The organism is Inediibacterium massiliense, from assembly GCF_001282725.1.
GTDB lineage: Bacteria > Bacillota > Clostridia > Peptostreptococcales > Thermotaleaceae > Anaerophilus > Anaerophilus massiliensis.
This window is the reverse complement of sequence record NZ_LN876587.1, coordinates 686637-709845: the sequence shown is the minus strand read 5'-3', so window position 1 is coordinate 709845 and position 23209 is coordinate 686637. Positions and strand designations below refer to the sequence as shown.

The window sequence follows — 23209 nt, the reverse complement described above, 5'->3', positions numbered from 1 at the left end:
CAAATTACTTTCTTTTTCTTCTATGTCTTTTTCCTTTAAAATCTTTTGTTTTAGAATCTTTTCCTTTAAAATCTTTTGTTCTTATCTTTTGTTTATCTTCTCCTTTAGGTTGAATCAAAGCTTTAGGACCATATCCTATCAAATCTTTTCTTCCTGCTAAAAGAAGTGCTTTTTTTACTAATTCATAATTTTTAGGATTTCTATATTGAAGCAATGCCCTTTGCATAGCTTTCTCTTCTCTACTTCTTGGAACATATACTTCCTTCATAGTTCTTGGATCTACTCCCGTATAAAACATACAAGTAGATAAAGTTCCAGGGGTAGGATAAAAATCTTGTACTTGTTCAGGATGATAGTGAATATCTCTTAGATATTCTGCCATCTCAATAGCAGCTTCTAAATCACTTCCTGGATGACTCGACATTAAATAAGGAACTAAAAATTGTTTTTTTCCTATCTTTTCATTAATTTTATAATATTTATCTACAAATTTATCATATATTTCTCTTCTTGGTTTTCCCATTAAGTCTAGTACCTTAGGGGATACATGTTCCGGAGCTACTTTTAATTGTCCACTGACATGATGTTTACATAGCTCTTCTAAAAATTCATCTTTTTTATCTGCCATAATATAATCATAACGAAGTCCTGATCGAACAAAAACTTTTTTTATACCTTCTATGTTTCTTATTTTTTTCAAAAGATCTAAATATTCTTCATGATCTACATCTAAATTTTTACAAGGCTTAGGATATAAACATTGTTTATCTTTACATGTTCCATGTTTTTTTTGTTTTTCGCAAGCTACATGTCTAAAATTTGCAGTAGGACCTCCTACGTCATGAATATAACCTTTAAAGTCTTTATCTTCTACGATTTTGTGTGCTTCTTCTAAAATAGATTCTTGACTTCTACTTTGAATGACTCTTCCTTGATGAAAAGTAAGTGCACAAAAAGAGCAACCTCCAAAGCATCCTCTTTCACTAATAATACTATGCTTCACCTCTTGAATAGAAGGAACTCCACCCATTTTTTCATAAACAGTATGATAATTTCTCATATATGGAAGATCATATACTCTATCTAGTTCCACTTGACTCAAAGGAAGTACTGGAGGATTTTGTACAATATAAACATCTTTATGCTTTTGAATCAATACCTTTCCTCTGATGCTATCTTGCTCCTCATATTGGATTTTAAAAGCTTTTGCATAAGCCTTTTTATCTGTAGACACTTTCTCATAAGAAGGGACCTCTATATAATCATAGACTTCTTCTAAACTTTCTACCGTATAACATGTACCTTGAATATGTCTAATGTATTTTATATCTAATCCATTATTTAAAAGATCGGCAATTTCAATAACTTGTCGCTCTCCCATTCCAAATATTAAAAGATCAGCTTCACTGTCAAATAAAACAGATCTCCTTACCTTATCACTCCAATAATCATAATGAGCAAATCTTCTTAAACTTGCTTCTATTCCTCCTAAAATAATAGGTACTTTTTTGTATGCTTGTTTGACCATATTGGTATAAACAATAGTTGCCCGATCAGGTCTAAGTCCCATTTTTCCTCCTGGGGAGTATAGATCTTTATCTCTTCTTCTTTTACTCACTGTATAATGATTGACCATAGAGTCTAGATTTCCAGCATTGATTAAAAAAGCGAGTCTTGGCCTTCCTAACTTTTTAAAATCAGAAGTACTTCTCCAATCTGGCTGAGCAATAATTCCTACTTTATATCCTGCATCTTCTAATACTCTTGAAATAACAGCCGTTCCAAAGCTGGGATGATCTACATATGCATCTCCTGTAATAATAATAAAATCTAATTGTTCCCAACCTCTTTTTTTCATATCCTCTTTGCAAATAGGTAAAAACTCACTTTTTATCATCTTTTCTCTCTCTCCTATCATGACAATACCTATATTATAATATGTTTTATACAAAATGACTACAAAAAAAGACCTCCAATGAGGTCTTTAGCTGAAACGATTATTTAACTGATTCGCCACATCTTCTGGAGTCATACCTGCTGCATTGATTACAGATGCTTTTGTATTGGTATCATGCATTCCTAGTAAATTGCTATTTTGTCCTGATACAATAATAGCATCAAAATTTTTTAGATTTCTTCTACTACTTTCTAAATCTCTTACTTCATATCCTTGTATACTTAAATAACTTTTTATATTTTTTAATGATTTTTCGACAGCTACTTTTTTCAAAGCTTATACACCTCCTAATGTAGGACTTTGCAATTTTATTATTCCTACTTAGAAGAAAAAATATACTTTATATTTTTTTACTGCTTTCTCTCTCAATAAGCTCATGAGGAAGAGTCACTGCTTTACGATCCACTTCTTCTCCATTAATTTGTTTTACAATCATTCTCATAGCTACTGCACCAATATCATAAATAGGTTGATGAATAGTTGTAAGCTTTGGTCTATATATAGATGCTAGTTTAATATCATTAAAGCCTACTACTGAAATATCATCCGGAACTTTATATCCATGATCGAATAAACAGTTTATGGCTCCTACAGCCATTACATCACTAGTGGCAAAAATTGCACTAGGAAGATTTCCTTTTTCTATAAATTCTTTTACAATTTCATAGCTATGATCTAGCTTTAGATTTCCATATTGGATCAAATCTTCTTCTAATGGCAGATTATATTCTTCTAATGCTTTTTTGTATCCTCTATATTGATCATATCCAAAAGCATCTTGATCCAAAGTATTTCGAATGAGTGCAATTCTTTTATGTCCATTTTCAATTAAATATTTTGTCATTTCATAAGCAGCCTCAAAATTATCAATAGATACAGAAGGAATTTCCAATTCACGAGTATTTCTATTTATTGTAACCATTGGAATATCTATATGCTCTAAATCATCTACAATATTTTGAAATTTCCATGTCATAAATATAATTCCTTCTACTTGCTTTGATTTTAAAAAGTTTAGATACCTTTTTTCCTGCTCTACATCTGCATATGTATTACATAAAATCATATCATACCCATACATTTTTCCTACTTCTTCTATTCCATTTAATATTTCTCCAATAAAAAAGTTCGATATATCTGGAACAACTACTCCAATTAATTGACTTTTTTTCATCACTAGGCTTCTTGCTACAGGATTGGGGCGATATCCTGTTTCTTCAATGACTTGTAATACCTTTTGTCTAATTTCACTGCTTACAGGTTTAGATCCATTAATCACACGAGAAACGGTAGATATAGACACACCTGCCTTTTTTGCTACATCTTTAATTGTTATACTCAAAGTATCCACTCCCATTCCCATATATTTTCATTTATATTTTATATTTTTCTACAACTCATATACAATTTCCTTCTTAGTATATAACTATTTTTTAAGGTACAAAAACTTCTAAAGCTTTTGGAATCACTTCAATAGTTGCAGGAAGAGACCCTCCTTCTTCTCCATCTATATCTAAATTTACTTTTGTATAGTCTTTACATTCTAATTTTATTTTAGGAGATTGTAAATAAACTACTTTAGGATGATAAATATGTTCTCCTTTCATAGCTTGAAAAAACAATCCAATAAATTCAGGTATATCAGATTTTTTTATAATACATATATCAAGCATTCCATCATCAATCTTAGCCTTTGGAGCTAATCTTTTAAATCCTCCTACCATAGGAGTATTGCTAATAATAAACATAAAAGTATCTTCTTCTTTAAGCCATTTTTCTGTCTCCATAGAAAGTTTAATACTTTTAAACATTTGCTTAGGAATTTCTCTCATTCCTTCTACATAATAAGCATATTTTCCTAGCCATGTTTTTACATTAGAGGAAACCTTGTATCCTACGTCTGTTAAAATTCCACCCGCTAAAACATTTATAAAGTATTGGTCTCCTATTTTCCCTACATCTACTTTTTTCTTTTTATTTTCTTTTAACATATTGGAAAATCCTCTTACATCTGTAGGAATTTCTAGATAATTTGCAAAATCATTTACAGTTCCTGCTGGCAAAATAGCAAGGGGAATTTGATTGTTTCCTACCATAAGCCCATTGATTACTTCGTTGACTGTTCCATCTCCTCCTACAGCCACTACATAATCATATTCATCCTTTTTTAATTCTTTGACCCCTTCATAAGCATCCCCTTTTTTCTTTAATGTAAGTACATCTATGTGATTAAGAATCCCTTCTAATATTAAATTCCCAATAATTCTATCTAAATTTTTTTGAACCATCTGCTTTCCTGACGAAGGATTAATAATAAACTTTGCCTTCAATTTTATCACCTCATGTTTTTGTTCATGATTTCTTTATTATAAAAGTGGTGTATATCCATCTGATGCTTTTATTTGTGAAGAATCTTTTTGAATAAACATATCTAGTACTTGAGCTAATTTTTTCATTCCTACTTCAATGTCTTTAGGATATACAGAAGCAATACTCAGTCTAAAAAATCTACTTTCTGCTTTCGTAGGAAAAAATATAGATCCAGGTAAAATGAGTATGTTGTATTTTGCAGCTTCTAAATAAAGCTGATCTGCATCATATCCTTGTGGAAGGGCAAACCAAAAATTTAACCCTCCTGATGGAAGAATATATTCAATATCTAAGGATTTAAAATATTTTTCTATACAAATTTTCATTTGATCAAATCGTTCTTTATATATTTTTTCCATATACTCAATATGCTTTTTCCATATTCCTTGTCTTAAATACAAATCAAATACTCTTTGGTTAAGCCCCGAAGTTGAAATATCTGATGTATGTTTGGCTGCTAAAATCTTATGATGTATTTTTTTAGGAAGAACCAAAAATCCTAATCTCAATCCAGGCATAAAAATTTTTGAAAAACTTTTAATATAAATTACACAATCCTCTGTATCAAGACTCTTTAAGGTCGTATTATCTTTACTATAAAAACTCAAATCACTTAAATAATCATCTTCTACAATAAACACTCCATATTTTTTAGCTAATTCAATAATCTTTAATTTTTTCTCTTTACTATAAGAGTATCCTGTGGGATTTTGAAAATTAGGCATCAAATAAATTAATTTTGGATGATGTATTTTAATACTTTCTTCTAAAAGTTCTATATTGATTCCATCTCCTTCAATAGGAACACTTAAAATTTTTGCTCCTCTTGACTTAAAGGTTCCAATAGCACCTGTATAAGTAGGATTTTCTGCAATAATAGTATCTTTATAATCTACAAAAGCTTTTGAAATCACATCAATCCCTTGTTGGGCTCCAGAAATAATTTGAATATTTTCAAACTTCGTATGGATACCAATCTCTTTTAAGTAATCTACTAACGCTTCTCTCAATGGATAATATCCTTGACTTTCTTGATAACTAAATGCATCTCCTTTATCTCGATCCAACACTTCGTTTAAAAGCCTTTTGAAATCTTCTACTGGAAATAAATCTGACGTAGGCGTAGCACTAGCAAAACTAATCATATTCTCCTTAATTTGAATTTGTCCCCGATCCATTAATTTAAAATCTTCATCTAAAGGATATTTTTCAAATAACTCTCCTGAAAAGCTTTCTTCTTTGATAGGCGCTACAAAAGTACCGCTACCAATTTTTTTATGTACAAACCCCTCTTTTTCTAAAAGATCATATGCATTTACAATTGTGCTTGTATTCACTCCTAAAGTATGAGCAAGTTGTCTAATGGGTGGAAGCTTTTCATTGGCGCTTACTTTTTTATCTAAAATGAGTTGGCGTACCTTTTGAAATAACTGTATATAAAGATGCTGAGAAGCTTCCTTATCTAAAGAAATATTTTTATAAACGTCCATTGTAACCTCCTGTATCTAAACATTTTATTAGATTTTACTTTGTTATGGTACATTTTATCTGCTTACATACATTATACAAGACTTTATCATATTTTGCTACAAATTAATAAAGTGCGGTATTCCGCACTTTATTAATGTTTATCATATTTATCTATTAATTGTTGTAATCTTCTTGCTTGCATTCCTGACTCTTCTGCAAATTTTTTAAAAGTACTTGCAACTTCTTCGTTTTCTACTTTCTTTGAAAACATTTCATAATCACGAACATTTTCCTGAGCATCTAGTAATTTTTTCATAATTGTATCTCTTGTATTCATTTCCATCCTGAGCACCTCCTTACCTTTTCACTATATTTTTTTCTTTTTCCATATTTATTATGTACATTTTCACAAAATATATTTTTATTTTAAAATCAAAACCCCTAAAAATTATTAGTATTTTTACATTTCTACATAATGAATAGGAACTCTTTTGTCATAGTGACAACCTTCACAATAAAATAAATGCATACAATGATTTTTATCTGCACCATCACTTAATTGTGTAATTTCTATAGGTAAGTATGGACTATAATCATCTAAAAAATCAGTCAATGGTCCTTTATTTTCCATTTGTTTCCCACATATAGGACATTTTAATAAATACACTGCCATACCATTACAAATAGGACAAACCAGCTCCATTATTTTGCCTCCATTTCTTTATCCTTTCTTATATTGTTTGCCCAATTTCTAATCTTTTTATTAATCTTTTTTTAGGGTCTAGATCTGGATACCATAGTTCTAAATGGTCAATCAGAGATGATTCATTCAATTTAAAATCTCTTACTTTTTCCCAAGCCTGTTTCATCTCTTCTTCACTCCATTCTCTTCCATGTATCCCCGCAAGGCTAATATGAAAAACCATTTCCTCTGGACTAAATTCCCTTACTTTAAAACCTTTCTGCTGCATATTTTTATGAATAAAGCCATAAGTCTTTTTTAATTCTTCAGTTTTTACAATATGTAGAGTAATGCATTTATGTGGACTGGGAATATACCCAAACCCATTTGATCTTATTTCAAAAGGATCAATTTTTGAAATAAGCTTTTCTAAATTTTTTTGTATTTCATCTAGTTCTTTCTCATCATCATAATAAAATCCATCTATTGTCAGATGAATCTGTGGTAATAAATCATTTCCTAGATCATACTCTTTCCAAAGAAATTTTTGTATTTTCATACAACAATTATAAAGAGGTCCCTTTGGAACTGCAACTAAAAAAACTATATTATCCATATTCGTTCTCCTATTTTTAAAAATTATATATTCATCATATTATATATCTATACCCTCTTATAGACATTTGTAACACTTATCATCTCATTAAAATGCTATAATTTTGTAATATAACCCCTCTTATTAGAATATGTATAAACAGTAAATTGCTATACAAAGAGGGGTTTTCTATGCGAAAAAATTCATTTATCTATGCTACTTTTGTTTTAGTAATTGTAAATTTCATTGTAAGATTTTTAGGATTTGCCTATAAAATTTTTCTCTCTCGTATGATTGGAGCAGAAGGAATAGGGATTTTTCATTTAGTTTTCCCTATATTAATGATCCTGATTACTTTTACTACGGCTGGAATTCCTGTGGCCGTATCTAAACTTACAGCTCATTATTCTTCTTTACATGATGAAAAAACATGTAGAAAAATTTTAAAAACAGCTTTGGTCTTAGGTCTTTTCATAAGCACCATTCTTTGTATATTCCTAATTTTATATGCAAAACATATAAGTTTTTATTTTATTAAAAACAAAGATACTTATGAAAGTCTTATAGTACTCCCTCCTGCTATTATTTTTATTACATTATCATCTATCTTTAGAGGATATTATTATGGTATAAAAAATGTAGAACCACCTGGCGTATCTCAAATTTTAGAACAAATTATGAGAATTGCTTTTGTATTAGGGAGTTTATACTTACTTTCTCCTTTAGAAATGAAATACGCCTCCATGATCGCAGTCATAGGAATAGCTATTGGAGAATTGGCAGGTTTATTGTGGCTTATTTTTAAATTTCAATCTAATAAAAATATTCATATTCCAAGTCTGCAAATAAAAAATACAAATAAAAAACTATTGGGAAAAATTATATATATCTCTCTTCCTATTACCCTTACACGACTGATCGCTGTTGTTATGCAATCTATAAATGCAGTACTTATTCCACAAAGATTACAACTAGCAGGCTATAGTTTACAATCAGCTATCACTACCTTTGGCAAAATCACGGGAATGGCTATGCCTCTTTTATTTCTCCCTTTCATTGTGACTTCTGCATTGGTAGTCAATATTATTCCATCTGTATCTGAAGAAATGGCTTTGAAAAATTTTAGGGACATACGTTTGAAATCTCATATTGCCATTCGGATTACTTTACTTATTGCGCTTCCTATCATGGGTGTATTTTTATTTTTTTCAAAACCCATATGTAGCTTTTTATATGATGTAGATTATGTAGATCAGTATCTATCTTACCTTTCTTATGGAACCGTGTTTTTGTGTCTGCATCATACTGTATCAGGAATCCTTCATGGAATGGGAAAACAAGTAGTAACAACAATCCATCATCTCATTGGAACAATGATTCAATTATTTTGTACCTATTATCTAGTCGCAAATCCTTCTTTTGCAGAAAATGGATTTATCTTAGGTTTCATTCTTTCTACAGCTATTATTTGTATATTAAATATAAAAAGTCTAAATCACTTTATGCGACTAGACTTTCATTTTCTCAATCATATTCTAAAACCTATATTGGCAACGATTATAATGATTTTTTCCATAAAATTTACTTATGCTCAATGTATCCGTATGGATTGCATTCCTTTTATCAACATTTCCTTAAGTATGGGAATAGGATTTATTGTTTATATAAGTATCATTATATTATCTAAAAGCATTAACTTTGAAACCTTAAAATGGATTATTACAAAAAAATAGAAGAGGGCTATATAGCCCTCCCCAGAATGCCGTTTACCTGAAAATTCACACCCGCCACTCACCTAAGTGGGTGATCTATCCTTTACTTTTGAAGTCCTCTCCTTGGAGGCATTTCATCCGCAAAGGAACACGAGCTCCCGTATGTCCTTTGTAGGTTGAATTTTAAGGTTTTAACGCACACTCCAGGATTCATTAAATATATTATACACTATTTTGTGACATTTTAAAAGAGTAGATATGCATGAATCTTTATATTTTCCTTAAGCAACTCTTTTAATAATCTCTTCGATATTTTCTTCATTTAAAGTTTCTTTGCATAGAAGTTCTTGTGCCAATTGATCTAAAACTTCTTGATGAAACTTTAATAATTCTTTTGTTTCTTGATACAAAGTCTCCATAGTCTTTGTACATTCTTCTAATAAGTTTTGATCTATACTTCCCTTGTTTCCATAAAGCACATCATAATTAATCATACCTATTTTTTTGTTCATACCAAATTTCTTCATCATAGCTACAATGATTTCTGTAGCTTTTTGTATGTCATTGCTTGCACCTGTAGTAATATTTTCTTCTCCAAAGATCATTTCTTCTGCACATCTTCCTGCTAAAGCAATTTTTATATGGCTAAGCATTTCTTTTTTCGTTTGATACATTCTATCTGGAGGAATATTCATACTAAAACCTCCAGCTCCTTTTGTGCTTGGAATAATAGTCACTTTTGTCACCTTATTTTCAGGCGCAACAAGCTTTGTAACAAGTGCATGTCCAGCTTCATGATAAGCAGTAATTTTTCTGTCTATGTGAGAGATTGTGCTTCTATCTTTTTTCTCTTCTCCTGCAATTACTGTATAAAAAGCTTTATCTATATGGTTTGCATCAATTTGTTTTGCATCTTCTTTAGCCGCTAAAATAGCAGCTTCGTTTAAAAGAGCTTCTAATTGAGCGCCACTAAAATAAACTGTTTCATGGGCTAAATTCTTTAAATTAATATTTTTTGAAATAGGCTTTGTTTTACTATATAGTTTTAAAATTTCATACCTAGCATTTACATCCGGAAGTGAAACTTCAATTTGTCTATCAAATCTACCTGGACGAAGAAGTGCTTCATCTAAAGTATCTAGTCTATTTGTTGCTGCCATTACAATAATTCCTTCATTGTCATGAAATCCTGACATTTCTGTTAATAAGGCATTTAAAGTTCGATCTGTTTCATCATTTCCACCTAGTCCATCTCTTTTTTTGCCTAGAGCATCAATTTCGTCAATAAATATTACACATTTCTCTTTTTCTCTTGCTTTCTTGAATAAACTTCTTATTCTTCCTGCTCCTAATCCCGCATAAATTTGTACAAAATCTGATCCAGAAACTGCATAAAAAGGAACATTCGCTTCTCCTGCTAAAGCTTTTGCAAGTAAAGTTTTTCCTGTCCCTGGAGGTCCATAAAGAATCACTCCCCTTGGAATTCTGGCTCCATATTTTGCATATTTGTCTGGATTCTGTAAAAAATCTCCTAAATCTTTTATGCTTTCTTTTGCTTCTTCATTTCCAGCTACACTTGCAAAAGTAACTTTTATACTTCCTTGATCAATAGCTTCCATACTAGACATTTTGGAAAACTCTCTAGAAGTTTGTCTTGACGATTGTCTAGATAAAAAAATCCCCATAGCACCAAAAGCTATAATAAATCCTATAAAGCTAATAATATTTGTCACCATAAGGCTTCCCTTATTTTCATCTACTAAAACATTATTAGTTAGAAGAATTTCTTTGAAATTTTCCGTTCTTGGATTATCTGTTATAAACTCTTCCCCATCCTTTAACGTTCCCTTAATTTTGGGCTCATCTAACAAATATACTTGTTTCACCTTATTATTTTCAATCAAATTCATAAATTGATTATAAGATAGCTTTTGGGGTTCTTTTTGATTCCATAATGTAAAATAAGCTGTAATAGCCACTAAACCTATTATAATACTAGTCACTATTAAAAATAATTTTTTCTTATTCTTTAAAATAATAATACCCCCTTTAATAATCATTTCGAGCCGGGCGGTTTACATAATGTATTATAGCATAATTTTATGTGATTTCAAAGAATTGATTTTTTCCTATATATGGAGCTTATTTGAGATTCTTTCCAAGTATAAGGTTTTTTTTTCTACAAAAACTATTACTGAAAGGATTGATGCATTATGAAAAAAAAGACATTTAAAAAAAATGGAAAAGCTTTTACTACCTATGATGCCGAGATTTCTAGTGAACTAGTAACTCAAAAGGTAACAGACGAAAATGATCTTACCTATCGTCAAAATAGTGGAGATTATGTAGGTGGAAAGTCTATGGAAGATTTAATACAATTTGCTGAGGATCAAGTTATAAAAAAATAGTTTATCTAGACATTATAAATATTCAAAATCAAAAGTCGAGTTTCTCCTTTCGAACCTCGACTTTTGTATTTTTTAAATCAATATTTATAAATATATTTACATTTTAATTGTAAACCTTATTTTTGTTTTTAGTTTACAATTAAAATTGTATATGTTATACTTTTTTAAAAATAGGAGGTAGAATATATGTCACTCAAAACCAATGAACTTATTTTATGTGCATTGTTTTCAGCACTCATAAGTATAGGAGCATTTATTAAAATTCCAGTTCCTATGGTTCCCTTCACACTGCAATTTTTATTTACAAATCTTTCTGGCCTTCTTCTTGGAAAAAAACTTGGATCTCTTTCAGTAGGTATATACATAGTAATAGGACTTTTAGGACTTCCTATATTCACAAGTGGCGGAGGAATCGGATATATTTTTGAGCCCACATTTGGATATATTATTGGAATGGCTTACTACTATTTTATTGCAAATTACTATATACACTCACCTATAGGGATTAATGCTTTACTGTGGTATTGTTTTGTCTTGGCAGTACCAGGTGATATAATCATTTGTTTTATCAGCGCTATTTTAAGTAAACGTTTATTGCCAGTTATTTTAAAAGGAGGTATATATAGATGATACAAAAGTTAAAGAAAAAAGTATTAAATGAGCATGAAATAAATAGACAAGATGCAATGAAACTAATCCATACAGATTTAGACGAGTTATGCTTTTCCGCTGATGAAATAAGAAAATATTTTTGTGGGAATGGATTTGATATTTGTACCATCATCAATGGAAAAAGCGGCAAATGCTCAGAAAACTGTAAATATTGTGCACAATCTTCTCATTATACAGCTTGTGTTGAAGAATATTCACTACTTGATCATGATCGTCTTCTTAAAGAAGCTGTTTATAATCATAGCAGAGGAATTCTAAGATACTCTGTTGTAACATCTGGTAGAAAATTAACAGATGAAGAAATAGTTCATATATGCAAAAGTTATAAACATATAAAATCAAACTGTAATATTGCTTTGTGTGCTTCTCACGGATTATCATCCTATAAACAATTTGTCCAATTAAAGGAATCAGGCGTAAAAAGATATCACAATAACCTTGAAACTTCACGAAGAAATTTTATCAATATCTGCACAACTCATACCTATGATGATAAAATCACTGCCATAAAAAATGCTCAAAAAGCAGGACTTGAAGTATGTAGTGGAGGTATTATGGGACTTGGAGAAACTATGAAAGATAGAATTGACATGGCCCTTGATTTAAGAAGGCTTTTTATAAAATCTATTCCTATTAATATCTTAAATCCTATTCAAGGAACTCCATATGAAAAATCTCCAATACTTACAATGGATGAAGTACGAAGAATCATTGCAATTTTTCGCTTTATCCTTCCAAAAGCTACTCTACGTCTCGCTGGAGGAAGGGGACTTTTAGAAGATAAAGGTAAAAGTGTTTTTAAATCTGGAGCAAACGCTGCTATATCAGGTGATATGCTCACAACAAAAGGTATTTCCATTGATGAAGATATGAATATGATTTCAGAACTTGGATTTGAGGTGAAAATCATATGAGCAAAGGAATATTTATAACAGCTACAGGAACAGACAGGTAGATATATGCCCATGGCCCTTGCAGTTACTACAGATCATATCTATAATGCCTTTTATGCAGATTATAATGAACAAAAAGCATTTATGCATAGTCATACTTATTGTGGAAATCCCCTTGCCTGTTCAGCAGCTTTGGAGGTTTTGAATATTCTTGATGAAGAAAATATTTTAGCAAAGGCAAAAGAAAATGGAAAATATTTTCATGAATTAATTCAAGAAACATTCTCGAATCATCCATATGTAGGAGACATACGAAGTATTGGATTGATTAATGCTATTGAACTTGTAGAAGATACCTCAAAGAAAAAATCCTTTGACAGTAAAAAACGTATAGGGTATGAAATTTATAAGAAAGCTCTTAAAATGGGTATTCTCTTACGCCCCCTTGGAGATGTCATTTATTTTAACCCTCCTCTTATTATAGAAAAAAAGGATATGGATATTGTAACTCAAATTTGTAAAAAAGCTATTGACAACATATTAAAATAAATAGAACAAAGTCTTTCTTTGAAAAATTTATTAATAGACCATAATTTCGTATGTATTATAAAAAAGGATACACAATATAAACATATTATGTATCCTTTTGTTATCTGAAAAAACATATTGATAAAATTTCTTATTCTTTTTCTGATTCCATCATCTCTGTATAAATAAATCGATCAATAATAATTTCTTCTATCCCAGGATTATTTTTTTGAATCACTCCATATACAAATTCAAATAAATCCTCTGATAAATTTTTATACGTATGATGAATATTAATAATTACATGAATGATAGGTTCACAAATATTTTCAAAAAATTTTTCTTTTGTAGACTCATCTCTTAATTCTTCATCAATATAACTTTTCCATAAGGGTTGTTCCATCATCATCTGTTTATTATTTTCTGGAGATATGTAGTGAATATATACTTCACAAATCCCCTCTTCTTTTTTTGTATTACTAAAAATCCAAGATTGCGAAGTATCTGTAATAAAATGAGCATTCATACGAATAGACATTTTATTTAAAACTGTTATATTTTGTTTTTTTATATCTAGAAAATTCAACATTTTTTCTCCTCCTTATCTTTCTTGAAAACTTCTTACATTTTTAATAATGATACTTACAGTACCATCACCATTTCTTCTGATTTCAAATTTCATTTTGTCTTCTATATCTTCATATTCCCCTTTGATTTCTAAGCCTGTATCTGTTTTGATGGTTCTTTTTTTCATTTTTTTTTCTACCCATTTTTTATCAATATCAAAATTTTCTAAAGGAAGTCCTTCTTGATCTAGATGTTGAATAAAATTTTCCTGCATTTTTTGATCATTTCCAAATATATTTTGGGTAAATTTTTCTACATCTATTTCTGCACCATTCTTCAAAGAATTTATAGCTTCTTCACGTACTTCTTGAGCTTTATCTATATCTTCCTTTAAATTTCTTCTTGTCCATTTTTCAGTGGCTTTCTTAAATAGCTTTGTTTTATCTCTATTATCTACTAGTATACTGCAATTTAAGAAATTTTGAATAAAAAATTGAGCAATTTCTCCATCTTCCTCATTTCCATAACTTTGTTTATCTAAAACAATCAAATCATAGTCATCGTCTTCATTGATTTCTTTTATAAAAGCACATTTTTGAAGTCTCTGACTCATTCCAGGTAAACTAATGGTTTGAGGTATAATAGAAACTTTAAGCTTATCTTCTACAAATTCCACTTGATGAATAAAAGACTTCTTATAATCAAGCTTTAAAATTCCTATGTAATTTTTTTCAAAGGATTCATACAAACAAATCACTAAATCAGAAGAAGAAATATTATTATTGCTTTTCATAGCTTTAAATAAGTGAGCTGCTATTTCTTTTGAACATTCTATAAAATCTTGTTCATCTGTAAAAATTTTCATACATGCGTCTTTCACAACTGTCACTCCACCACGAAATTTTCCTTTTCTATTTTCTTCATCCTGTAAAGATTTAACAATATGCTTTTCTAAAAATTCATGCACATCCTCTTGTATCTCTTGTTCAAAATCCGTAAAAATGGGTTCATCACTATTTCGATCTAGTACATGAACAATTGCTTTTTTAATGATTACTGCATCCGTATTTCTCATACATTTCTCTCCTCTAAAACAACTTTCAAGCTATTTTTATTATACTATAGTTATCTATAGAATAAAAGAATTCCTCTATTTTTTAAAAATAGAGGAAGAGATTAAACTTTTTTAAATTCCCCAGAAGGTCTGAATCACTTCTTTTGATGGTTTTTCTGTACTCAAACTCACGATAACAAATGCAAATAAAGACAATACCAAAGGAAGTACGATGGTATGCATTCCTAATGGTCTTTCCCATATTTTGCTAAATAAAATATAGCTTCCTACTCCTGTGATAATAGATGCAAATGCTCCTTTTGTATTGGCACCCTTCCAATAAAGACCTAGTAAAATAGGCCATAAAAAAGTAGATATCAATCCTGCATTAGCATAAAGATTGAGCCATACCATAATAGGTGGAGGATTAAAAGCAGTAATAAACACTAAAATTCCTACTACAATGGTACTTACAAAGCTGATCTTTGCCATCTTCTTACTATCTTTCTTTGCAGCAGGATTGATATAATTAGAATAAACATCATTTACAATAGCTCCTACTACAATCAATAGTTGTGAATCTACAGTAGACATAACAGCCGCTAATGGTCCTGCTAAAATAACCCCTGCAATCCATGCTGGAAATAGCTTTGTAGTAATAGTTGGAATAACCAAATCTCCTGAATCAATTCCTGGTACTACTGCAATTCCAAACGCTCCAATTAAATGCATTCCAAGCACTAATACAATAGAAACTACCGTTCCATAAATAATCCCTCTTTTTAAGCTTTTACTATCTTTATAACTCATAGCACGCATTCCCACACTAGGAAGACCTACAACAGCAAATCCTACTAAAATCCAAAAAGATGTAACCCACGCCTTTGTTGCAAAACCTTCTTTTATGCTATATGGAGTAATGAGTCCTGGATTGATTTGATACATTTTTTGAATAACAGAAGAAATTCCTCCTCCTGCATGAATGGTAGCAACAAATAATGCTATAGTTCCTATGGTCATAATAATACCTTGTAATGTATCTGTTAAAGCTACTGCACGAAACCCTCCAATAGTTGTATACATTAAAACGGTTATAGCAAAGAAAATCAGTGCACTTTTATATGAAATTCCAACAGATCCTTCAATCAGTCTTGCTGCTCCAATCCATTGAGCGCCCATAGCTGCAATAAAAAAGGCAACAATAGATAAGGAACAAACCATAACCAAAGCATCACTTTTATAACGAGCTCTAATAAAATCTGTAATCGTCACTGCATTAATTTTTCTAGCTACAATTGCAAATTTTTTCCCTAAGATAGCTAAAGTAAAATATCCTGTTGGCATTTGACTCATAGCAAGAAACACCCATGCCATTCCAAATGTATAAGCTGCTCCTGGTCCTCCAATAAAGCTTCCTGCACTTAAATAGGTAGTTACTAGAGTCATTGCAAGTACAAACCCTCCTAGATCTCTACCTCCTGCTAGATACTCCGATAAGAATCCATTTTCTTCTCCTTCAGATTGACTTGCTTTAGAAACAAATTTCATACTATAAAATCCGATTGCAAAAACTCCTATAAAATATAGTATCAAAGGAATCAATACATTAAAATTAATATGATTCATCTAATTTATCTCCTCTTTATTATATTTCATCTTCATCCATTTTATCTAAATGCATATCCTTAAAAAACTTTGTTACCATAACAATAGTAAGAATTGAAAAAAGAACAGCTCCTACTATACAACTCATAAAAAACCACATAGGTAATCCAAATACATAAGTATACTTTTCAGGAGATTGTGATCCTAATCCATATCCCCATGCATACCACCAAATTAAATTTAAAATCCCAAGACCTATCCCCATTAATGCTTCTTTATTACATTGTTTATAACGTGGATCTTCTACAAAATCTTCTTTTTTATATTCTTTCATCTTCTGTCCTCCTTCCATTAAAAAAACCTTTTTATGACCAAATGGCATAAAAAGGTTTTCATCAAAATATGACTTCATACATAAGATTTCACAAATATATGATCTTATGCAAAAAATTCAAAAATACTTTGACACAATTTTCCCCTTCGCCGCTTCAGTCCCTGTCTTATAGATCAGAGCAGAAATTTGCTATAGGTATATGCAATTAAATGGATAAAATGAGTGGGTTTGACTGTCTCCATGTCAACCGAATTTATATTACCATATTTTTTTTTGAAATACAATATTCATTTTACTTTTTTTATATAATTTTACATTAGACTTTCATATCTGTAACTACCTTTATATATTATTCTCTTTATTAGATGCTAAAATGCAAATCATGTTGTAAAAATACATCCACTTCATAAGTGAATGTATTTTGTATTAATTGATATTTTTTACTTATTTTAAGTCAATTCGGATATATCCCATGTTGCAAATTTACAATAAAAAATATTTTTACATTTATAGCAAATGAACTAAACTCCTTATAATACCAATATTTATAAACAAAGTAATATATTGGCATGATTTTTGCACTGTAAATTGCTAAAATCTAATAGAAAGGAGCTATACATTTATGAACAATCAAAAACTTCCTGTTGGAAAATTTCCAATCTACAAAAGATCATATGGAGAAGAACAGCCATATATTTCTATAGGTCCATTTAAAGTTAGACTACCCCTTATTCATTATGAATGGGAATGGACAGAATGTTTTGCAGCTATGTTTTTAGGAGTAGCTTGTCTAGGCTCAGGAGTAGCTGTAACAATGGATGTTTTAGGAATTAATAGTTTTGAGATTGCTCTTACATTTGGTGTATTAAACGCTATTTGTTATGCACTTCCCGCTCATTTAGGAGATCCTGTTGTACCTGGATGGATCACACCTGCTTTACCTTTAACAATAGGATATCTAAGTAAATATGCTATTGGTGTTGAACGAATTGAAGCTATGATTGCATTACAAATATTAGTAGCTTTATTATTCTTTTTAATGGGTGTTACAGGTATTGGGAAAAAATTAATAAGCTTAGTTCCTGTATCTATTAGAGGAGGAATTATACTAGGTGCAGGTCTTTCAGCTGCCATCAATGTTATGAATACAAAATTAAAGCTAGCACCTCTTACAATCATTTTATCTACTATTCTTGCTTACTTTTTCTTATTTTCAAAAAATTTTGAAAGAATGGCAAGTCACAACAAATGGATTCGAATTTTAAGAAATCAAGGAATTGTCCCTGCTCAGGTTTTTGCAATCATTGTAGGTCCTTACATATTAAAAGAATTACCCAAGCCAGAGATTCTATGGGGCTTCACACCTATAAATTTTGGAGTCGTCTTTAAAAATTATACCCTATTTGGATTAGGATTCCCGGAATTAAAATTATTTTTAGCAGCAATTCCTATGGCAATTACAGCTTATATTATTGCCTTTGGAGATTTTATTCTAGCCAAAGAAATTGTTACAGATGCAACAGCTACTCGTGATGATGAAAAAGTAGAATTTGATGCTTCTCGTTCTAATTTAGTTTCTGCTTTAAGAAATATGATTATGGCTTTATTTGCTCCTTGGGTTCCTATGAATGGACCTTTATGGGCATCTGGACTTTTAACGATTACAGAAAGATACAAAATGGGATATAAAACCTTACCTTCTTATTGGGGAGGCGTAGGTACCTTTAGAGCAGCTACTGTACTTGCTGTTATGTTCATGCCTTTAGTTACATTAATCAAGCCTGCTTTTGGTATTTTCTTTGCACTCACTATGGTAGTTCAAGCCTTTGCTTGTGGATATATTGGTATGAAAATGCTAGAAGACAATCAACAAAGAGGAATAGCTATGGTCATTGCTTGCGTATTAGCTGTAGAAGGTGCTACTTACGGACTTTTGACAGGAGTTATTTTATTTTTCTTAATTGAATATAAATTATCTAAACAAGTAAGTAAACATACAAATTAATAATTATTTTTAAAAAAATACACCTTTTCTAGTTTTAAATAAACTATAAGAGGTGTATTTTCTATTTTGACTATTTTAAAAATAATTGTGCCTCATTTAACAACAATTCTTTTTGGTTTAATTTAGGATTGTCTAGTACCTTTTCTAATAATTTATTTAGTATTCTTCCTATTTCTTTCCCTGGTGGAACACCTAAATTGATTAAATCTTTTCCATTAATCTCTAAATCCTTTACATTTAATGGTTGCTTTTCAGTTAATATCTTTTCACATGCAAATTTTAACCTGTAAATTTCTTCAAAATCATAAGGTGGCTTACTGCTTACTCTATCTGCAACAAACAATTTAAATAAATCATCTAATTTATCTACTCCAACTTTGTTAATAAATTTTTTCACTGAAGATGATCTTAATTTTCTATACCTTGCCATATGATGATAGACTAGTTCAGAAACATACTCTATCTCCTTGTTTGAATATTTTAAATCCACCATAATTTTTCTACATATTCTTGAAGATTCTTTATGATGAGAATAAAAATGACCTATTCCATTTTCATCCATAGTAAATACATTTGGTTTTCCTATATCATGAAATAAAGCAGCTAATCTTAACATAAGCTTTGGTTCTATATGATCTATAACAGATAGTATATGTTCAAAAACATCTTTATTATGATTAGGATTATGTTGGTTAAAATCATAGCATTTAGAAATATCAGGTATGATTTGTTCTAATAATCCAAATTCCCTCATCTTTATTAGCCATACACTAGGTTTTTCACTTACTATAATTTTGTTTAATTCTTCTCTAAGGCGTTCTTTACTTAAATGAGAAATATCATTATCTATCAAAATAGCATGAGTTATTTCATCACTTATAGTAAAATTATATCTACTTGCAAATCTAAAAGCTCTCAGAATTCTCAATTTGTCTTCTTTAAACCTCTTTGTTGCATCTCCAACACATTTTATTTGCCTATGATATAAATCATCTTTTCCACCAAAATGATCTATGATATTTCCTTCTATATCCATTGCCATAGAATTAATAGTAAAATCTCTTCTTGACAAATCCTCTTTTAATTCATTAGAAAATTGAACAACTTTAGGTCTTCTACCATCATAATCACATTCAAGTCTATATGTAGTTACTTCATATCCTTCATTCTCAATCATTACAGTAATAGTTCCATAGTCTTTTCCAGTAGGTATGGTCTTGTCAAATATGGTCTCTACTTGTTCAGGAGTTGCATTGGTACATAAATCATAATCTTTTGGAACTAAGCCTAATAACATATCTCGAACACATCCACCCACTAAAAAACATTCATATCCATTCTCAATTAATTTTTCCATTATTATTTTTGCATTACTTGAGATTTTATTTTTATTGATCAATTGCAAATCACCTTCTTATTTACTTCCATTACAAATTCTTCTACCTTTTTCATATCTGGAGATTTTTGCAATACAGTATTTTTTTTGGCATATTGTAACTTTTCATCTAAATCATTAACCATTTCAAAAAATTCTTGTCTATAACTTCCATCTTCTTTCATGTACGTTCCACGTCTTATAGATAGAAGTAATTCTCTATCATTTTCTCTATAAGTATGTATTCCTTTTCCTTCTAATATTTCAATTGCCATTAAATACAATCTAATTAAATGTTGAGCATGTTTATTTAAATGTAACTCATCTTTTTTCCTATTTCTATGATTTAATTTTCCATATTCTTTTACTATATTATTCATTTCTGCATAAATGCCTTTAAAATCTCTTAATGGATAATGTTTTGTGTTGATATCCATAAAAATTTCATTTTCATAATCTTCCTTATCCGATTGATCTATATATAATATTATTCCATGTTCTTGCGCATAAGTTCTTTCAAAATGAGCCATCTGATTATTTATACTATTTAATATATGTTGTTCTTTTTCAGCTTGTGGATAATGATCTCTTGCTAATGCATTTTGTAATCTTCTTAATTGTCGGGTAGGTCAGAAGTATCACTACTTCCTTCCCCCCTAAGAACCGTACTTGTGAGTTTCCCCACATACGGCTCAAGCCCACTTTTTATCTAAAAGACATTACATTCTATCGTCCAGTTATAACTCTCAATTTCTTTCTATTTCTTAGAACATCTTTTATAGTTGGTATTGCTCCCTTTATTGGATATATCCTATGGAACTCTGTGTGGCATGATATGTGCACTAATGCTAAGTTCTTTATGTCATCTTTACCACCTCTGGATTTTGGCACTTTATGATGAATTTCTGTCCCCTCTTTTCCGTCAACTAATTGGCAACCACACAGGTAGCATTTATAGTCTTGGAATTTAACCATTTTCTGTCTTGATTTAATATTGTTTTTGTTGAACTCTTTAATATCTCTTTTAAAGAAATATTCTTCAAGTTCTTTATTAAATGGCGAATTATTCATCTTAATTAAAGTGTGTCGCTCAATGTTAGTCCATCCCATTTGTTGTAATTGTCTATGTTTATTGTTTGGATCAGTTAAAATCCATTTATTTTTACTTTGCCCTGTTACATCTGAATAGAAGTATCTTTTAACTTTCCACTTCCATGATTTTGTAGGGTGAAGTCTTTTTAGGAATTTAACTATTTTTCCAAATATATAACTATCCATAGACGAGAATATTTCACTTGAGCAAGTTGTTTTCCAGTAGTTTGCAGTTCCTCTGATTATAGGGTTTAATTTATTGATTAGATGGTCTACGTTTTTACCATGACTTTCTTTAAAAGTATCTTTAACTTTTGCTTTAAATTTCTTGATACTTTCTTTAGATGGTTTAATTAGTAGCTTTGTTTTGTTATCAGTATCTTTATAACTTCTAACATTAAATCCTAAGAAATCGAAGCCTTCTGAAATATGAACTATTTTAGTTTTTTCACTTGCAAGTTCTAAACCTCTATCCTTTAAATAAGGTTTAAGTTTATCATACATTCCTTCTGCTTCTTCTTTCTTTTCACATATTATAACAAAGTCATCTGCATATCTAATAACACTTACGCTACCTCTATTTTCAATTTCTTCAACACCTTTTCTCTTATACTTATAATATTTAACACCTACTGCTTCTTCTAAGCCATGTAAGGCTATGTTAGCTAATAATGGTGATATTATACCTCCTTGTGGAGTTCCATTTTCTGTTGTGTTGAATACTTTATGATCAACAAATCCTGCTTTTAACCATTGTTTGATTATATCTTTTCCGGGGAAGTCCCCTAATTGTTCAAGAATATAATCATGGTTAAGATTATCAAAACATCCTTTGAAATCTCCTTCAAAAATCCATTGTTTCTTTTTAGGAGCTAACTTATTAAATATTGCTTCTATTGAGTCATGAGCACTTCTTTTTGGTCTAAAACCATATGAAGTAGGTTCAAATTTAAATTCCCATTGTGGCTCTAAAGCTAATTTAATTATGTTTTGATATACCCTATCTTTGATTGTAGGAATACCCAAAGGTCTTAATTTACCATTTTTCTTTTCTATATAAACCCTTTTTGCAGGTTTAGGTTTATGGTATACAATTGTTTCTTTCACCATTTTGTTATAAAGATTAGTTCTTTCTTTTGGTGTAAGGGCTTTGTATCCGTCCACCCCAGAAGTTCTTTTTCCTTTATTATTTTGAGTTACCTGTTTTATAGATAAAAGTAACGCAGATTTACTTCTAATGAGTAATCTTTGTAAATCTCTTACCTTTCTATGATTTCCTTGTCTTTCAGCATTAAATATCCGTTGTTGAAGTTTCCTTACATATCTTTCAACCTTATCCCATTCAACCTGCGATAAGTCAGATATATGAGAAGTCGTGGACTTGCTGTAGACATATTTAATTGTTCTTTCCGAAGTATTCATCACTAACTCCTCCTTTTAAAATTAACTTCTTTCCGTTTTAATAATGTTGTGAACCAATCTAAAGTCAGCACTCTTTCAAGTTGTACCATAGGGTACTATCCAGTAGGTTATTTCCATTCCCTTTGTCTTTCGACTTACTGGCATTAGCTTATTTAGAAATCCTCTACCCTCTAAAGAATTGTATCTCCCTTACGGTTGACCTACATAGTTTCCTATGACTTTATAGGGCTTACCTTGTTTAACTACTGTCAGATACAAGTAGGTTAGGTTTATCCAATACACCGATGAGTATTTAGGTTATCACACAAGAGTCCCAACATTCTCTTTTTCTTGACTCATGCTAAAGGTATCAATTCCATTTCCTTTATCTATGCTTACGATGATTATAGATATTCACTTAACGTTAACCATACTACTTTTTCCCTCGCCCGTATTTCATTGGAATTACTCAATACTTAGACTTTCTCT

Annotated in this window: 22 protein-coding genes and 1 other RNA gene; 6 read left to right on the top strand and 17 right to left on the bottom strand. The window is 30.3% G+C overall.

Annotated elements, in window-relative coordinates; all coding sequences use genetic code 11:
• Nucleotides 1–4: 4 nt before the first annotated feature.
• The 8 genes from BN2409_RS11940 to BN2409_RS11905 all read right to left on the bottom strand — a co-directional run bounded on the left by BN2409_RS11940 (nucleotide 5) and on the right by BN2409_RS11905 (nucleotide 7095).
• On the bottom strand, nucleotides 5–1897 hold the full coding sequence (locus BN2409_RS11940) for a YgiQ family radical SAM protein (protein WP_053957733.1): 1893 nt from the start codon (nucleotides 1895–1897) through the stop codon (nucleotides 5–7).
• 87 nt (nucleotides 1898–1984) lie between these two features.
• Nucleotides 1985–2230, bottom strand: a complete 246-nt coding sequence (locus tag BN2409_RS11935; protein WP_053956853.1) for a YkuS family protein — start codon at nucleotides 2228–2230, stop codon at nucleotides 1985–1987.
• 67 nt (nucleotides 2231–2297) lie between these two features.
• Nucleotides 2298–3299 carry a LacI family DNA-binding transcriptional regulator gene (locus BN2409_RS11930; RefSeq protein ID WP_242847959.1) on the bottom strand — a complete coding sequence of 334 codons (1002 nt, stop codon included), beginning with the start codon at nucleotides 3297–3299 and terminating at the stop codon, nucleotides 2298–2300.
• A gap of 91 nt (nucleotides 3300–3390) precedes the next feature.
• The gene (locus tag BN2409_RS11925) at nucleotides 3391–4287 is read right to left on the bottom strand and encodes a diacylglycerol/lipid kinase family protein (protein WP_053956851.1); all 897 of its coding nucleotides are present in this window, start codon (nucleotides 4285–4287) and stop codon (nucleotides 3391–3393) included.
• 36 nt (nucleotides 4288–4323) lie between these two features.
• Nucleotides 4324–5817 carry a MocR-like pyridoxine biosynthesis transcription factor PdxR gene (gene pdxR, locus BN2409_RS11920; protein WP_053956850.1) on the bottom strand — a complete coding sequence of 498 codons (1494 nt, stop codon included), beginning with the start codon at nucleotides 5815–5817 and terminating at the stop codon, nucleotides 4324–4326.
• Between the two features lie 131 nt (nucleotides 5818–5948).
• On the bottom strand, nucleotides 5949–6140 hold the full coding sequence (locus BN2409_RS11915; RefSeq protein WP_053956849.1) for a hypothetical protein: 192 nt from the start codon (nucleotides 6138–6140) through the stop codon (nucleotides 5949–5951).
• A gap of 117 nt (nucleotides 6141–6257) precedes the next feature.
• Nucleotides 6258–6500, bottom strand: a complete 243-nt coding sequence (locus tag BN2409_RS11910) for a hypothetical protein (RefSeq protein ID WP_053956848.1) — start codon at nucleotides 6498–6500, stop codon at nucleotides 6258–6260.
• Nucleotides 6501–6528: 28 nt separating this feature from the next.
• Nucleotides 6529–7095 carry a 2'-5' RNA ligase family protein gene (locus BN2409_RS11905; RefSeq protein ID WP_053956847.1) on the bottom strand — a complete coding sequence of 189 codons (567 nt, stop codon included), beginning with the start codon at nucleotides 7093–7095 and terminating at the stop codon, nucleotides 6529–6531.
• A gap of 170 nt (nucleotides 7096–7265) precedes the next feature.
• Here BN2409_RS11905 and spoVB point away from each other — a divergent pair, with 170 nt between their 5' ends.
• On the top strand, nucleotides 7266–8807 hold the full coding sequence (gene spoVB, locus BN2409_RS11900; RefSeq protein WP_053956846.1) for a stage V sporulation protein B: 1542 nt from the start codon (nucleotides 7266–7268) through the stop codon (nucleotides 8805–8807).
• A 14-nt stretch (nucleotides 8808–8821) separates the two neighbouring features.
• On the opposite strand, the gene ssrS is transcribed toward spoVB, so the two are convergent.
• A non-coding RNA gene (gene ssrS / locus BN2409_RS16925) (6S RNA) lies at nucleotides 8822–8999 on the bottom strand.
• 68 nt (nucleotides 9000–9067) lie between these two features.
• Nucleotides 9068–10846, bottom strand: coding sequence for an ATP-dependent metallopeptidase FtsH/Yme1/Tma family protein (locus BN2409_RS11895; protein ID WP_053956845.1), 1779 nt, complete (start codon nucleotides 10844–10846; stop codon nucleotides 9068–9070).
• A gap of 153 nt (nucleotides 10847–10999) precedes the next feature.
• Here BN2409_RS11895 and BN2409_RS11890 point away from each other — a divergent pair, with 153 nt between their 5' ends.
• The 4 genes from BN2409_RS11890 (at nucleotide 11000) to BN2409_RS11875 (ending at nucleotide 13308) form a co-directional block, all read left to right on the top strand.
• A complete protein-coding gene (locus BN2409_RS11890) occupies nucleotides 11000–11194 on the top strand; it encodes a hypothetical protein (protein ID WP_053956844.1) in 195 nt (64 codons plus the stop codon).
• A 186-nt stretch (nucleotides 11195–11380) separates the two neighbouring features.
• Complete coding sequence (locus BN2409_RS11885) at nucleotides 11381–11824, top strand: biotin transporter BioY (protein WP_053956843.1); 444 nt, start codon at nucleotides 11381–11383, stop codon at nucleotides 11822–11824.
• Nucleotides 11821–12780: a biotin synthase BioB gene (bioB, locus tag BN2409_RS11880; RefSeq protein WP_053956842.1), complete on the top strand. Its 960-nt coding sequence runs from the start codon at nucleotides 11821–11823 to the stop codon at nucleotides 12778–12780. The genes BN2409_RS11885 and bioB overlap by 4 nt, the downstream gene beginning before the upstream one ends.
• 51 nt (nucleotides 12781–12831) lie before the next feature.
• Complete coding sequence (locus BN2409_RS11875; protein WP_053956841.1) at nucleotides 12832–13308, top strand: aminotransferase class III-fold pyridoxal phosphate-dependent enzyme; 477 nt, start codon at nucleotides 12832–12834, stop codon at nucleotides 13306–13308.
• Between the two features lie 130 nt (nucleotides 13309–13438).
• On the opposite strand, the gene BN2409_RS11870 is transcribed toward BN2409_RS11875, so the two are convergent.
• The 4 genes from BN2409_RS11870 to BN2409_RS11855 all read right to left on the bottom strand — a co-directional run bounded on the left by BN2409_RS11870 (nucleotide 13439) and on the right by BN2409_RS11855 (nucleotide 16847).
• Entirely contained in the window at nucleotides 13439–13876 is a 438-nt protein-coding gene (locus BN2409_RS11870) for a hypothetical protein (RefSeq protein ID WP_053956840.1), read from the bottom strand.
• Nucleotides 13877–13888: 12 nt separating this feature from the next.
• Nucleotides 13889–14929 (bottom strand): nucleoid-associated protein, encoded by a 1041-nt coding sequence (locus BN2409_RS11865; RefSeq protein ID WP_053956839.1) that lies wholly within the window; start codon nucleotides 14927–14929, stop codon nucleotides 13889–13891.
• 111 nt (nucleotides 14930–15040) lie between these two features.
• Complete coding sequence (gene panF, locus BN2409_RS11860; protein ID WP_053956838.1) at nucleotides 15041–16534, bottom strand: sodium/pantothenate symporter; 1494 nt, start codon at nucleotides 16532–16534, stop codon at nucleotides 15041–15043.
• A gap of 19 nt (nucleotides 16535–16553) precedes the next feature.
• On the bottom strand, nucleotides 16554–16847 hold the full coding sequence (locus BN2409_RS11855; protein ID WP_053956837.1) for a YhdT family protein: 294 nt from the start codon (nucleotides 16845–16847) through the stop codon (nucleotides 16554–16556).
• A gap of 622 nt (nucleotides 16848–17469) precedes the next feature.
• On the opposite strand from BN2409_RS11855, the gene BN2409_RS11850 reads away from it, so the two are divergent.
• Nucleotides 17470–18852 carry a permease family protein gene (locus BN2409_RS11850; RefSeq protein WP_053956836.1) on the top strand — a complete coding sequence of 461 codons (1383 nt, stop codon included), beginning with the start codon at nucleotides 17470–17472 and terminating at the stop codon, nucleotides 18850–18852.
• Nucleotides 18853–18922: 70 nt separating this feature from the next.
• Here BN2409_RS11850 and BN2409_RS11845 read toward each other — a convergent pair whose 3' ends face one another.
• From BN2409_RS11845 to ltrA, 3 genes are all read right to left on the bottom strand, one after another.
• Nucleotides 18923–20209 (bottom strand): CCA tRNA nucleotidyltransferase, encoded by a 1287-nt coding sequence (locus BN2409_RS11845; RefSeq protein ID WP_242847958.1) that lies wholly within the window; start codon nucleotides 20207–20209, stop codon nucleotides 18923–18925.
• 38 nt (nucleotides 20210–20247) lie between these two features.
• On the bottom strand, nucleotides 20248–20757 hold the full coding sequence (locus BN2409_RS11840; RefSeq protein ID WP_053956835.1) for a hypothetical protein: 510 nt from the start codon (nucleotides 20755–20757) through the stop codon (nucleotides 20248–20250).
• Nucleotides 20758–20953: 196 nt separating this feature from the next.
• Nucleotides 20954–22741, bottom strand: a complete 1788-nt coding sequence (ltrA, locus tag BN2409_RS11835; RefSeq protein WP_110943100.1) for a group II intron reverse transcriptase/maturase — start codon at nucleotides 22739–22741, stop codon at nucleotides 20954–20956.
• Between the last annotated feature and the right edge of the window lie 468 nt (nucleotides 22742–23209).

Coding starts and splice junctions, on each gene's coding strand:
- spoVB (WP_053956846.1), top strand. CDS start 7,266: ATGCGAAAAAATTCATTTATCTATGCTACTTTTGTTTTAGTAATTGTA.
- BN2409_RS11890 (WP_053956844.1), top strand. CDS start 11,000: ATGAAAAAAAAGACATTTAAAAAAAATGGAAAAGCTTTTACTACCTAT.
- panF (WP_053956838.1), bottom strand. CDS start 16,534: ATGAATCATATTAATTTTAATGTATTGATTCCTTTGATACTATATTTT.
- BN2409_RS11910 (WP_053956848.1), bottom strand. CDS start 6,500: ATGGAGCTGGTTTGTCCTATTTGTAATGGTATGGCAGTGTATTTATTA.
- BN2409_RS11895 (WP_053956845.1), bottom strand. CDS start 10,846: ATGATTATTAAAGGGGGTATTATTATTTTAAAGAATAAGAAAAAATTA.
- bioB (WP_053956842.1), top strand. CDS start 11,821: ATGATACAAAAGTTAAAGAAAAAAGTATTAAATGAGCATGAAATAAAT.
- BN2409_RS11855 (WP_053956837.1), bottom strand. CDS start 16,847: ATGAAAGAATATAAAAAAGAAGATTTTGTAGAAGATCCACGTTATAAA.
- BN2409_RS11850 (WP_053956836.1), top strand. CDS start 17,470: ATGAACAATCAAAAACTTCCTGTTGGAAAATTTCCAATCTACAAAAGA.
- BN2409_RS11870 (WP_053956840.1), bottom strand. CDS start 13,876: ATGTTGAATTTTCTAGATATAAAAAAACAAAATATAACAGTTTTAAAT.
- BN2409_RS11885 (WP_053956843.1), top strand. CDS start 11,381: ATGTCACTCAAAACCAATGAACTTATTTTATGTGCATTGTTTTCAGCA.
- BN2409_RS11940 (WP_053957733.1), bottom strand. CDS start 1,897: ATGATAAAAAGTGAGTTTTTACCTATTTGCAAAGAGGATATGAAAAAA.
- BN2409_RS11875 (WP_053956841.1), top strand. CDS start 12,832: ATGGCCCTTGCAGTTACTACAGATCATATCTATAATGCCTTTTATGCA.
- BN2409_RS11905 (WP_053956847.1), bottom strand. CDS start 7,095: ATGGATAATATAGTTTTTTTAGTTGCAGTTCCAAAGGGACCTCTTTAT.
- BN2409_RS11840 (WP_053956835.1), bottom strand. CDS start 20,757: ATGGCTCATTTTGAAAGAACTTATGCGCAAGAACATGGAATAATATTA.
- BN2409_RS11845 (WP_242847958.1), bottom strand. CDS start 20,209: ATGGAAAAATTAATTGAGAATGGATATGAATGTTTTTTAGTGGGTGGA.
- BN2409_RS11915 (WP_053956849.1), bottom strand. CDS start 6,140: ATGGAAATGAATACAAGAGATACAATTATGAAAAAATTACTAGATGCT.
- BN2409_RS11865 (WP_053956839.1), bottom strand. CDS start 14,929: ATGAGAAATACGGATGCAGTAATCATTAAAAAAGCAATTGTTCATGTA.
- ltrA (WP_110943100.1), bottom strand. CDS start 22,741: ATGAATACTTCGGAAAGAACAATTAAATATGTCTACAGCAAGTCCACG.
- pdxR (WP_053956850.1), bottom strand. CDS start 5,817: ATGGACGTTTATAAAAATATTTCTTTAGATAAGGAAGCTTCTCAGCAT.